The organism is Nocardia sp. NPDC058633 (assembly GCF_042717045.1).
Taxonomy (GTDB): Bacteria; Actinomycetota; Actinomycetes; order Mycobacteriales; family Mycobacteriaceae; genus Nocardia.
The window spans coordinates 195155-206861 of sequence record NZ_JBHXRA010000002.1; the positions used below are offsets into that span (position 1 = coordinate 195155).

Genomic DNA, 11707 nt, shown 5'->3' on the forward strand with positions numbered 1-11707 from the left:
ATGACTCTCGACCACGGCGATCCGGGCGACGCACCTGCCATTCCGCTGCCGACCGCTCCCCTGGCCAACGAGGCCCGCCCCTCGCCGGCCGAGGAAGCCAGAACCATTGCGGCGGGCACCAATACCGGCACACTGGCCAGCCTCACCGCCGACGGCGCACCGTGGGCGTCGTTCATCACCTACGGACTGCTCGACGGCGCTCCGGTGCTGAGCGTGTCGCGCCTGGCCGAACACGGCCGCAATCTGGCGGCCGATCCGCGCGCCAGCATCGCGATCGTCACGCCCGATATCCCGGCCGATCCCCTCGCGGGCACCCGGATCACGCTCGCGGGTTTCGTGGAACGCCCGACCGGCGCGGAGGCCGAAGCAGCCCGCGCGGCCCACTTGGCGGCGATTCCGGCGGCCAAGTACTACATCGACTACAGCGACTTCACCCTGTGGGTGCTGCGGATCGAACGAGTGCGCTGGGTCGGCGGCTACGGCCGGATGGATTCGGCCTCGGCCGCCGAATATCTTGCCGCACAGCCGGACCCGATCGTCGCGCACGCCGCACCCGGCATCGCGCACCTCAACGCCGACCACGCCGAAGCACTGCTGGCGATGGCCCAGCAGCTCGGCGGCTTCCCCGACGCGATCGCCGCCACCTGCGAGCGCGCCGACCGATACGGTCTCGACCTGCGCGTGGAATCACCACGCGGAGTGGCCCGCACCCGAGTCGGCTATGCCGCACCGCTGTCGGAGATCAGCGAGTTGCGCGCGGCGACAGTGGAACTCGCGCGGCGGGCCCGCGCGACACCCTGATCACCCCTGGTACAGCTCGAGCGGTAGGTCGTCCGGATCGAAGAAGAAGGCCATCTGCTTGCCGGTGTGTTCATCGGTGCGCAACTCCTCGGTCCGCACGCCCCGTGCCCGCAGCACCTCGAGTGCGGCGGGCACGTCCGCGACAGCCAGGGCCAGGTGCCGCAAGCCCGCCGCTTCCGGTCGAGTCGGTCGGGCAGGTGGGTCGGGGAACGAGAACAGTTCGATGCGAACTCCGCCGGCCAATTCGACGTCGAGCTTCCACGAATCGCGATCGCCACGATAATTCTCGTCGAGGACGACGCCTCCGAGGATTTCGGTATAGAAGCGTTTCGACCGGGCGTAGTCGGTGGCGATGATCGCGATGTGGTGGACGCCGAGAAATCGCACCCGGGTCAGGTCCACAGCACGGCGACGAGCACGTTCACGATCGCGAGTCCGCCCGCGGCATCGGTCATCCAGTCGATCTGCTTGCCCCGCTTCGCATCACCTCGGCCCATCTCGGCGAACGCGGCCACCGCGACCGCGACGACGAGCTTCACAGCCAGCTTCGTGGTATCCGGATCCTTGTCGAGCGAGTCGATTCCCGAAGCCATCCCGGCCAGGATCACGCCGGTGATCAGCTGCGCGCGAGCACCCCACACCATCAGCTCGGAGACCACCGGACGCGACGCGACATAGCCACCGACTACCGCGGCCATGCCGAGCAGATGGCTGACGACCACCAGGTTGTAAACCAATTCCATGGGTGGCAAGCGTAGTTCAGACGACACCGGCCGGTGCCCGAAGGCACCGGCCGGTTCAGACGAACTCTCCCGTGGGGAAGTCAGCCCATCTGCTGGTCCAGCAGATGGGCGTCCTTGCGGACACCGAAGGCGGTGATGACCTCCATGACACCGATGATGATCAGGAAGATGCCGACCACCCAGACCAGGGTGGCGATGGACGAGATCGGCCACACGATCAGAACGACACCGGCCAGCGCGCTGATGATGCCGTAGAAGATCTGCGCGCCCCGGCCGGGCACGCCCGGCTCCGAGAGCGCCGCGAACAGCACGGCGACGCCGCGGAACAGCCAACTGATGCCGATCCACAACCCCAGCAGCACAATCGAGGCGAGGTCGTCGCGGAAGCAGAACACACCGATGATCAGCGACAGCACACCGCTGATGAAGGACAGCACGCGAAAGCTGGTGCTCGGCAGATGGGTGAAGGCGGCGATCAGCTGGAAGATGCCGCTGGCCACCATGTAGATACCGAACAGCACGCCCGCCACGAGCAGCGACGGACCGGGCCACACCAGCACGATGATGCCGAGAACCACCGCGAGCAGGCCGGTGACCAGAATTGTTTGCCAGGTCTTCTTGGCAAGAGCCGTCAACGGGCTCCCTACCACGGTATTTGTCGTCATGACGAGATGTTATGCCTGCTCGCTCCGGTTTTCCCGAAATTAGCTGGGGTGGATATCGTGTCGCGACCGGGACTGGTGCGGCCGGCGGGCATCGAACCGGTCCGCCACATCGTTGCGCTCGCGAAAGTTTGGTTCGCGCCAGTCTCGGGTAGATGAAGAATGTGTCGGTTGTACTCGTGCTGCAAGCTCGGGGCCTCGGTGAGCTTCTCGCCGCGGTCCCGGCTCTGCGTGCCCTGCGCCGGGCCGAACCACAGAGCCGGATCGTCCTGGCGGCGCCGCATCGGCTGGAGCAGATCGTCGACCTGATCTCCTCGGTCGACGAACTCGTCGCCACCGCCGATCCGGCCGCCTTGATCTGGGACGGTCCCGCGCCCGAACTGGCGGTGAACCTGCACGGCGCCGACAGCGCCAGCGCGCGGGCGCTGGCCGATACGGGAGCCGCCCGGATCATCGGTCATCGGACGCCCGCCCTGCCCAAACTGGCCGGACCGCGTTGGGATCCCGACGCCCATGTGGTAGACCGCTGGTGCCGACTACTCGAGAGCGAGGGCATCGACGCGGATCGGCGCAACCTCGGGCTGGTGCCGCCGGTGGCCTCGATCAGCCGTCGGGACAGCGTCGTCGTCCACATCGGCGCGGGTTCGCCCTCGCGCCGGTGGCCGCCGGAGCGATTCGCCGCGGTGGTGCGCCATCTACTGGTCCTCGGCCGTGACGTGGTGCTCACCGGCGACCCGTTCGAGCACGACATCGCTCGTCAGGTGGCCGCGCAGGCGGGCTTGCCCGACGACCGGGTCCTCGCGGGTCGGCAGAACCTCACCGATCTCGCGGCGACGGTGGCCGAGGCCGCGCTCGTGATCAGCGGCGATACCGGTGTCGCGCATCTGGCAACCGCGTTCGGCACGCGCACGGTGTTGCTGTTCGGTCCTACGCCACCGCGCCGGGGCGGTCCGCCCGCACACCTGCTCGGCAGGCACGCGGTGCTGTGGGCCGGACAGGTCGGCGACCCGGACAGCTTGTCGCCCGATCCCGGCTTGCTGCGCATCGGCGTGCCCGAGGTGATCTCGGCGGTCGATATGCAGCTGGACAAGCAGGCATGGGCCGAATCCGGCCGGTCGCGTTACCGCCGGGTGGGCTGAGCCGGGTCCGCACCGGCCGCGTCCCGCAGCGCGGCGGCGTGGGCGGCCAGGGCGCTGGGCCGGAATTTGTCGAGATAGTCGCGAGCGTCGCTGAGGCCGCGTGGGTCCAGGGAGTAGAGGTGCCTGTTCCCGTCTCGGCGCATGCGGACCAGATGGGCTTCGCGCAGCACACGAAGGTGCTGGGAAGCGGCTGAACTGGTGATTCCGGTGGCGGCGGCGAGGTCGGCCACCGAGCGGGGCCCCTGCGGCAAGGATTCGAAGATCGCGCGCCGGGTGGGATCGGACAACGCCGCGATGGCCCGGACTCCGTTAGCGTCCACTGAATCAGTGTCCCCGGGTCGCGGGGTTTCGGCAATGATCTTGCCCTCCGGAATTTCGCCCGGTGAGTACCTGGATGCCGACTTTCGTTAGAGTATCGTTATAGATCAACTGGGGTTATAGCGCTTCGTGATCGCAACCACAGGATTGGCTGCGAAGGTTACGGTTTAGCTACGTTCATATCCATGTTCGTGACCAACCCGTTATCTGCTCGAGTCTCCGACGCCTTCGCAGGTCGTTGGGGAGGCGTGGTCGCGGGTGCGGTGGCTTTGTCCGCACTCGTGGGTACCTCCGTCGCCACTTTCGGTGCGCCCGAGAGCCCTGTTCCCACTACCACGATCGCCGCGGACGCCACCGAGGCCATCAACGCCGGCCAGTCGCCGTACCGCTTCACCGCGTACACTCCCGCCGAGGCCCAGGGCCCGCAGGGCGAGATCCCCGCGTCCGCTCCGATCCCGTGGGAGGAGCACCGCGAAGCAGTCGGCCTCGAGCTGCCGCCGCTGCCGTTCATCGCTCCCCCGCCGCCGCCGCGCCCGCAGACCGTTCGCCCCGTCAACGGCAGGCTGACCTCCTACTACGGCGCCCGCTGGGGCACCGCGCACAACGGCATCGACTTCGGTGACCCGATCGGCGCGCCTGTCTTCGCGGTCACCGACGGTACCGTGATCGAGACCGGCCCGGCCTCCGGCTTCGGCCTGTGGGTCCGCGTACAGCAGGACGACGGCACCATCGGCGTGTTCGGCCACGTCAACGACATTCTGGTCGTCCCCGGCCAGCACGTGAACGCCGGTGACACCATCGCCACCGTCGGTAACCGCGGCAACTCCACCGGCCCCCACCTGCACTACGAGGTGCACGTGCCCGACGGCTCGCAGTACGGCGCCCCGATCGACCCGCACCCGTGGCTCGCCGCGCGTGGCGTCGACGCCGGCGTTGCCCAGGACTGACACTCACCCGCTGATCGCCGCCCGGCGCGCGATCAGGAACTGCCGAAGCCGCGCGACCGCGAGCGTCGAGTCATGGTCTCCCGAGACCAGACCGACCTCGCGGTCGCGTTCGCCATCGATGGGTACCACCGCGAGGTCGGGGTTCTCGACCTCGGCGGCGGGCAGGAGCGCGACGCCCTGACCGAGGGCGACCAGGGCGCGCAAGGTCTCGAACTCGGTGATCTCGAATACCACCCGTGGCGTGAAACCCGCTGCGGCACACCAGCTGTCGAGCAATGCGCGCAGCTGATAGCTGGGCGGGTTCGCGATGAAGGCCTCGTCGGCCAGCTCGGCGAGGTCGATGCGGGCGCGACCGGCCAGTGGATGGGTGCGCGCCACGTGCAGGTCGATGCGTTGTCGTCCGAGGTCGACCGTCGGCAGGTCGGGTGGGGGCGGGATCATCACCGCGAGGTCGAGCCTGCCGTCGCGCACCTGCTCGGCCAGCGCCTCCCCGTGTGCCTGCACCAGGTGCAGCCGGATCCGCGGCGCGCGCGTATGGAACTGCGCGAGCAGCGAGGGAATGCTCACCGGGCCCAGCGTGAGCGGGAACCCGAAACGCACCAACCCGCTGTCGGGGTCGGCGTCGGCACGCACCCGGCGCACCGCGTCGTCGAGTGCGCGAACCAGGCCGCGGGTGTGCGCGTAGAGGTCGCGGCCCTGCGGCGTGAGGGCGACGCCGCGCCCGACCGGCTGGAACAACGCCACTCCGAGCAGGTGCTCGATCGTCTTGATCCGGCGACTGAGCGAGGACTGCGGCACCCCGAGTCGCTGCGCGGCCCGGGTGACATGGCCTTCCTCGGCCGCGGCGTCGAAGGCCGCCAGCAGCGGAGCCAGCGCTTGGGCTCCCCCTTCCGTTGAATCATCCATATTCGGATCATATAGTCGGCGATTCCGTGTTGGACGGATCACTGCTCCCGGCGTGAGGATGGCGGTACACAGCTCACGGGAGGTTCGACAATGAACGACACCACAGCCCCACGGCCCGAATCCGGCAGTGGCGAAGACATTCTCGACGCAGTGCTGATCGGCGGCGGCATCATGTCGGCCACACTCGGCGCACTGCTGAGCACGCTGGCGCCGGACTGGTCGATCGCACTGTTCGAACGGCTCGGCGAACCGGCGGCCGAGAGCAGCCATCCCTGGAACAACGCGGGCACCGGGCACTCCGGGTTGTGCGAGCTCAACTACATGCCCGACCCCGGCGACGGAGCCAAGGCGGCCGGGATCGCCGACGAGTTCGCGCTCTCGCGACGGTTCTGGTCCGCGCTGGCCCACCGTGGCGAGCTCGCGCCCACCACGTTCCTCACCCCGACACCACACATCACGGCGGTGTTCGGCGAGCGCGACATCGCCTACCTGCGACAGCGGTACGCCACGCTGCGGGCACTGCCCGCGTTCGCGGGGATGGAGTACACCGAGGACCGGGCGGTGATCGCGGAGTGGGCGCCGCTGCTCGTGCGCGGCAGAGCCGACGGAGAGGCGATGGCGGCCACCCGGCACACCGCGGGCACCGATGTCGACTTCGGCGCGCTGACCAGGTCGTTGTTGTCGACGATGAGCGCGGCGGGCAACGCGGTTCGGATGCATCGCGAGATCACCGGGCTCACCCGCGGCAAGGACGGCTTGTGGACGGTACGCGGGCGCGACCTCGACAGCGGGCGGCGGTTCCGGGTGCGGACCCGGTTCGTCTTCGTCGGGGCGGGCGGATACGCGTTGCGCCTGTTGCAGCGCGCCGGTCTGCCCGAGGTGCGGGGCTACGGGGTGTTTCCGTTGGGCGCGCAGTTCCTGCGCACAGACGATCCCGCGGTCGTCGCCGAGCATCACGCCAAGGTCTACAGCCAGGCCGCGCTGGGCGCCCCGCCGATGTCGGTGCCACACCTGGATCGACGTGAGGTCGACGGCGCGGGCGCTCTGCTGTTCGGTCCCTACGCCACCTTCAGCACCCGACTGCTGCGCCACGGCAAACTCACCGACCTGTTCACCACCCTGCGCCCGCACAATATCGTCCCACTGGTCGCGGTCGGCTTGCACAACTTCGATCTGGTCCGCTACCTCGTCACCGAACTACTGGCCTCACCCCGGCGCAAGTTCGCGCAACTCCAGCGCTTCTACCCGACCGCCGACCCCGCCGATTGGACCCTGGTCCAAGCCGGGCAACGCGCGCAACTGGTGAAGCCCGATCGTCGGCGCGGTGGCGTACTCGAATTCGGCACCGAACTGGTCACCGGTGCCGACGGCAGCGTCGCCGGCCTCCTCGGCGCCTCCCCCGGCGCTTCGATCGCACCCTCGATCATGCGCGACCTGCTCGAGCGCTGCTTCCCCGCACGTCGCTACGAGTGGGCTCCACTGCTCGCGCAACTGCTGCCCGCCGACGCCTCGACCACCGAGGTAGCGTCCTGAATCAGTTGTCGGACAAGCAAATCCGCACCTCGGCCCGCAGCCGGGGTGCGGACCGCGTTCACCGGGGGGCCGTCACGAGCGCGCCGATCAGGCGATGGCTGCGCGCGGTCATCTGCTCGGCCGTCTGATCGGGGTGGCGCAACCACCACAGGACCAGCGAGGTCACCGCACCCATCCAGACATCGGTCAGTGCGGACACGTCGGTCGGGTCGCTCAGGTCGACGGCACTGATGGCGTCGGCGACACCGCGCGCGGCTTGGGCGGCGATCCGGCGGCGGGCGGCGCGGACGGTGTCGGCGGCGGGCCCGTCGTCGGGGTGGGAGCGGTCGAAGAGCACGGTCCAGTCGTGTGGGCGCGGCTCGAGGGCGACGAAGATCGCGTCGAGGGTGCGTTCGGCCTTGCTGAGTCCACCCGCCCCGGCTATGGCGGATTCGATCGCGTCGAACAGAAGCGTTGCCGCGCGATCGACGCAAGCGATGTAGAGCCCGTCCTTGGACTGGAAGTAGGTATAGACCAGCGGCTTGGATATTCCGGCGCGCTGCGCGACGTCGGCGAGGGAAAGCCCCGCGTACCCCACGCGGCCGATCTCGGCGACGGCCGCGTCGAGGATCTGCTGTTCGCGCTCGGGGCGCGGGACGCCTTTGGTGCCGGCTGTGCTCACCGGTCCATCCAACCATCGACCCACGCGCCGGTTGACACTCAATCGGCCACTTTGTAATTTACTATTCAGTCAATTACCTGCTCGCCCCGCCGCACGATCGACAGGAGTCCCCGTGTTCACCGAAGTCGCACAATCGGTGCTGCTCAACCCGCCCGCGCTTCCCCGCCTGCTGGCGCGGGTGTTCGGGGGTGAGGTCCAGGAGATCGCGGGCAAGACCGTGGTGTTGACGGGGGCCTCCTCGGGAGTCGGCAAAGCCGCGGCGCACGCACTCGCCCGCGAAGGGGCGCGGGTCGTTCTCGTCGCCAGGAACGCCGAGCCACTGGCCGAGGTTCGCGACGCGGTCCGCGCCGAAGGCGGCGACGCCGAGATGATCACCTGCGATCTCGCCGACGGCGAGCAGATCGACGCGCTGGCGAAAACCTTGCTCGAGCAGTTCGGGACCATCGACGTGCTGGTGAACAACGCGGGCCGATCGATTCGCCGCAGCGCCGCCGACACCACCGACCGGTTCCACGACTACGAGCGCACCATGGCACTGAACTACTTCGGGGCCACCCGGCTCACGATGGGGCTGTTGCCGTCGATGCTCGACGCGGGCGCCGGGCACATCATCAATGTCGCGACATGGGGTGTGGCCGCCGGGTCGATGCCGCTGTTCACCGCCTATCACGCGTCGAAGGCGGCGATCGGCGCGTTCGGGCGCAGTCTCGGCGCGGAGACCAGGGGACGCGGCGTGCACGTCACCACCGTCGGCTACCCGCTGGTGCGCACGGAAATGATCGCGCCCACCGGTAAGTACGCCGACGCTGCGGCGCTGACGCCCGAGGAGGCGGCGGACTGGATCACCACCGCGATCCGCACCCGTCCGCTCGAGCTGTACCCGACCTACACCCGCGTCCTGCAGGCGCTCGCGCTCGTCTCGCCCCGCGCGGTCGATGCCGCCGTCTGGCGCATGGGAATCTGACGACACCCCTAGAACCCGAGTAGGCCGACCCGTACCCCGGTATCGGAGTCGAACCGTTCCGCAGCGGGACGTGGTGTGGCGCACCGAATTTCTATTTTCGATTCATGGCGACGATCGACCTCACCCACACGCTGTCCCGCTTCAAGGTGCGCACCGCGCACGAGGGCACCGACCGTGCCCCCTGGCACGGCCCGCTGCTGGTGAATTCCGCGCTCATGGCCGCACTGGTCGTGGTGTCGATCGTCGGGATGGCGCTCGACGATCGGTTGCTGCTCGGCGAATCGGTGTGGCTCAAGCCGGCCAAGTTCGGCCTGGCCTTCGCGCTCTACGGCATGACACTGGCGTGGATCCTGCGGCTGCCCCACCGCGGTCGGCGCGCAACCTGGTGGCTGGGCACCGTCTTCGCGATCACCGGGATCGCCGATGTGGGTTTCATCGCGCTGCAAGCCGCCCGGGGGACGTTCAGCCATTTCAACGACTCCACCGACCCGATCAACGAGATCGGCCAGCAGGTGTTCGCCTCCGGCGTACCCGGCCTGTTCGTCGCGAATCTTGTTCTGGCGGTGATCATCTCCTGGCAGAAATTGGCAGACCGGCCGACCAGGATCGCGTTGAAGGCGGGGCTGTGGCTGGCGGTGACCGGGATGGCGCTCGGCTACCTCATGGGGTTCACCGGACCGCAACTCGTCCAACGCTCCGACGGCACCGTGGTCGGGCTGGTGGCCGGGCACACCGTACGGCCCGGCGATACAGCACGTGACAGTGCCGCGGGCATGCCGATCACCCACTGGAGCACCATCGGCGGCGACCTGCGCATCCCGCACTTCGTCGGCCTGCACGGCATCCAGGTGCTGCTGCTGCTCGCCGTCGTCTTGGTCGCTCTCGCGCCTCGCTATCGCTGGTTGCGCTCCGAAACGACGCGCGCGGCCCTGCTCGTGGTCGCCGTCCTCGGCTACTTCGGCCTGCTCACGCTGGTGGCCTGGCAGGCCCTGCGCGGACAGGCTCTCACCAGTCCCGACCTCGCGACGGCCGGCGCCGCCGCGGCCCTCGCGCTGCTCGTCACCGGCGGCGTGACGGCCGTCTACCTGCGTGCTCGCGAGGCACTGCCCGCCTAGTGCCGACGTCGCCTACCGATGCCGAGGCCCCGGGTTTCCCGCCGATTCACGCTGGGAGACACGGGGTTTCGCACGTTCAGCGGAGCCGTTCGGCCTCGCGCGCCAGCTGGACCAATGTCGCGCTCAACTGCGCCAACTCCGCCGGGGAAGCCTGCTCCCCCACCGCCGTGGCCACATCCTCGGCCGCGCACCGCGCCGCGAACCACCGATCGGCCAGATCCGCGGCTTCCTGCGCGGTCAGCACCACCGCGTCCTCGGGGATGCCGGTCCCCTTGAGACTGCTGCGGTGCTCGTAGGCACGTTGGCGACACGACTGGCGGCAATAGCGGCGACGCCGACCCGACTCCGAATCCACGATCTCCCGCCCGCACCAGAGGCAGGACAGCAGGCGACTGCGCGACATGATCGGAAACCCTATCGGCCCGCGAAACAATTCGCCGGTTCAGGTCTCGCTGAGCGGGCACCCTCCCGATACCGTCCGGCCGTTACCGCGGATTCGGGGGTCGATCCCCCCGTATTCCCGTACGACTACAATGGAACAGTTCAGACCTCCCGCGCGTTGAGGTAGTACTACGTCCTGTTCTCGGCGCGCCTCCGCCGTTGGACTGACCGAAGGGTGCGACGAAGGAGTGCCCGTAGGGAGGGAAGAGGTGGAGTTCAGCGCCGAGAACTGCGGCCCCGGCCGCCAAAATTACAGGAGCACACATGGCAGATCGCGTACTCCGGGGCAGTCGGCTCGGAGCGGTGAGCTACGAGACCGATCGCGACCACGACCTGGCCCCGCGCCGGATCGCCCGCTACCGCACCGACAACGGTGAGGAGTTCGACGTCCCGTTCGCCGACGACGCGGAGATCCCGCCCACCTGGCTGTGCCGTAACGGCCAGGAGGGTCAGCTCATGGAGGGCACCTCCGTGGAGACCAAGAAGGTCAAGCCGCCGCGCACCCACTGGGACATGCTGCTGGAACGTCGCAGCAAGGAGGAGCTCGAGGAGCTGCTCAAGGAGCGCCTCGACCTCCTGAAGACCCGCCGCCGCGGGTAACAGTTCGAGGGCATGACGCCGAAGGCCGCCTCCCCACTGGGAAGGCGGCCTTCGGCGTTCGCAGCCAGTTCAGTGACTGGCGACCTTGCGGTACTGCAGTAGCGCCGCGGGCATGGCGATCGCCAGGATGACCAGCGAGCAGATGATCGCGTAGAGGATGCAGTTCTCCGCGGCCCACCCGGTGGCCGGGACGAAAGCCGGCGGTGAGTCGTTCTCGAAGAGCTTGCGGCCCGCGGCCGAGACCGCGGTGATCGGATTCCACTCGGCGATGGCGCGCAGGGGGCCGGGCAGGGTTTCGGCGGAGATGAACGCCGAGGAGATGAACGTCAGCGGGAACAGCCAGATCAAGCCCGCGCTCTGCGCCACCTCCACCGTCGGGGAGACCAGGCCGGTGAGCGCACCGACCCACGACATCGCGAACGCGAACAGCAAGATGATGGCGAAGGCGATCACCGCGTCGCCGAAGCTGCCGTGGATGCGCCAGCCGACGATGTACCCGCAGATCGACATCACGCCCAGGCTCACGATATTGACGACCAGGTCCGAGAGTGTGCGGCCCATCAGCACCGCCAGCCTCGACATCGGCAGCGTGCGCATCCGGTCGATGATGCCCTTCTGCAGGTCGCCTGCCAGCCCGACGGTGGTGAACGCGGCGTTGAACGCCACGGTCTGGGTGAAGATGCCCGCCAGCAGGAACTCCCGGTACTGATCCCCGCCGAGGGAGGCGCCGAAGATGTAGGCGAACAGGAACACGAACATCAGCGGCTGGATGGTGGCGGTGACCAGCAGCGTCGGCACGCGCAGGATGGTCAGCAGGTTGCGGTAGGCCACGATCGCACTGTCACGCACGAACCGGGCCCGCGGTTCCGTCTCCTCG

At 68.6% G+C, this 11707-nt stretch carries 15 protein-coding genes; 7 read left to right on the plus strand and 8 right to left on the minus strand.

Translation table 11 applies throughout. The annotated features are described in order from the left end of the window. On the plus strand, positions 1 to 801 hold the full coding sequence (locus ACFWUR_RS03045) for a HugZ family protein (RefSeq protein WP_378901023.1): 801 nt from the start codon (positions 1 to 3) through the stop codon (positions 799 to 801). On the opposite strand, the gene ACFWUR_RS03050 is transcribed toward ACFWUR_RS03045, so the two are convergent. The 3 genes from ACFWUR_RS03050 to ACFWUR_RS03060 all read right to left on the minus strand — a co-directional run bounded on the left by ACFWUR_RS03050 (position 802) and on the right by ACFWUR_RS03060 (position 2209). Continuing rightward, complete coding sequence (locus tag ACFWUR_RS03050; RefSeq protein ID WP_378901026.1) at positions 802 to 1203, minus strand: VOC family protein; 402 nt, start codon at positions 1201 to 1203, stop codon at positions 802 to 804. Next, positions 1194 to 1544, minus strand: a complete 351-nt coding sequence (locus ACFWUR_RS03055) for a hypothetical protein (RefSeq protein WP_378901029.1) — start codon at positions 1542 to 1544, stop codon at positions 1194 to 1196. Before ACFWUR_RS03055 ends, ACFWUR_RS03050 begins: the two co-directional genes overlap by 10 nt. 80 nt (positions 1545 to 1624) lie before the next feature. Then, on the minus strand, positions 1625 to 2209 hold the full coding sequence (locus ACFWUR_RS03060; protein ID WP_378901032.1) for an HdeD family acid-resistance protein: 585 nt from the start codon (positions 2207 to 2209) through the stop codon (positions 1625 to 1627). A gap of 161 nt (positions 2210 to 2370) precedes the next feature. On the opposite strand from ACFWUR_RS03060, the gene ACFWUR_RS03065 reads away from it, so the two are divergent. Further along, a complete protein-coding gene (locus ACFWUR_RS03065) occupies positions 2371 to 3345 on the plus strand; it encodes a glycosyltransferase family 9 protein (RefSeq protein WP_378901557.1) in 975 nt (324 codons plus the stop codon). On the opposite strand, the gene ACFWUR_RS03070 is transcribed toward ACFWUR_RS03065, so the two are convergent. Further along, positions 3327 to 3665, minus strand: coding sequence for an ArsR/SmtB family transcription factor (locus tag ACFWUR_RS03070; protein WP_378901035.1), 339 nt, complete (start codon positions 3663 to 3665; stop codon positions 3327 to 3329). The two genes, ACFWUR_RS03065 and ACFWUR_RS03070, sit on opposite strands and share 19 nt — an antisense overlap. 279 nt (positions 3666 to 3944) lie before the next feature. On the opposite strand from ACFWUR_RS03070, the gene ACFWUR_RS03075 reads away from it, so the two are divergent. Then, positions 3945 to 4610: a M23 family metallopeptidase gene (locus tag ACFWUR_RS03075; RefSeq protein ID WP_378901038.1), complete on the plus strand. Its 666-nt coding sequence runs from the start codon at positions 3945 to 3947 to the stop codon at positions 4608 to 4610. A gap of 3 nt (positions 4611 to 4613) precedes the next feature. Here the strand turns inward: ACFWUR_RS03075 and ACFWUR_RS03080 are convergent, their stop codons facing one another. Then, complete coding sequence (locus ACFWUR_RS03080; protein ID WP_378901041.1) at positions 4614 to 5516, minus strand: LysR substrate-binding domain-containing protein; 903 nt, start codon at positions 5514 to 5516, stop codon at positions 4614 to 4616. Positions 5517 to 5606: 90 nt separating this feature from the next. Between ACFWUR_RS03080 and mqo the strand changes: the two genes are divergently transcribed. After that, positions 5607 to 7049 carry a malate dehydrogenase (quinone) gene (gene mqo / locus ACFWUR_RS03085; protein WP_378901044.1) on the plus strand — a complete coding sequence of 481 codons (1443 nt, stop codon included), beginning with the start codon at positions 5607 to 5609 and terminating at the stop codon, positions 7047 to 7049. 58 nt (positions 7050 to 7107) lie between these two features. On the opposite strand, the gene ACFWUR_RS03090 is transcribed toward mqo, so the two are convergent. Then, positions 7108 to 7710 (minus strand): TetR/AcrR family transcriptional regulator, encoded by a 603-nt coding sequence (locus tag ACFWUR_RS03090; RefSeq protein ID WP_378901047.1) that lies wholly within the window; start codon positions 7708 to 7710, stop codon positions 7108 to 7110. Between the two features lie 112 nt (positions 7711 to 7822). Here ACFWUR_RS03090 and ACFWUR_RS03095 point away from each other — a divergent pair, with 112 nt between their 5' ends. Together ACFWUR_RS03095 and ACFWUR_RS03100 are read left to right on the plus strand one after the other, a co-directional pair. Continuing rightward, positions 7823 to 8674 (plus strand): SDR family oxidoreductase, encoded by an 852-nt coding sequence (locus ACFWUR_RS03095; protein WP_378901050.1) that lies wholly within the window; start codon positions 7823 to 7825, stop codon positions 8672 to 8674. 104 nt (positions 8675 to 8778) lie between these two features. Further along, entirely contained in the window at positions 8779 to 9789 is a 1011-nt protein-coding gene (locus ACFWUR_RS03100) for a hypothetical protein (protein WP_378901053.1), read from the plus strand. A 76-nt stretch (positions 9790 to 9865) separates the two neighbouring features. On the opposite strand, the gene ACFWUR_RS03105 is transcribed toward ACFWUR_RS03100, so the two are convergent. Then, complete coding sequence (locus ACFWUR_RS03105; protein ID WP_378901055.1) at positions 9866 to 10192, minus strand: hypothetical protein; 327 nt, start codon at positions 10190 to 10192, stop codon at positions 9866 to 9868. Between the two features lie 302 nt (positions 10193 to 10494). Between ACFWUR_RS03105 and ACFWUR_RS03110 the strand changes: the two genes are divergently transcribed. Next, positions 10495 to 10830 carry an RNA polymerase-binding protein RbpA gene (locus ACFWUR_RS03110; protein WP_067453486.1) on the plus strand — a complete coding sequence of 112 codons (336 nt, stop codon included), beginning with the start codon at positions 10495 to 10497 and terminating at the stop codon, positions 10828 to 10830. Positions 10831 to 10899: 69 nt separating this feature from the next. Here the strand turns inward: ACFWUR_RS03110 and ACFWUR_RS03115 are convergent, their stop codons facing one another. After that, the gene (locus ACFWUR_RS03115; RefSeq protein ID WP_378901560.1) at positions 10900 to 11679 is read right to left on the minus strand and encodes an ABC transporter permease; all 780 of its coding nucleotides are present in this window, start codon (positions 11677 to 11679) and stop codon (positions 10900 to 10902) included. Between the last annotated feature and the right edge of the window lie 28 nt (positions 11680 to 11707).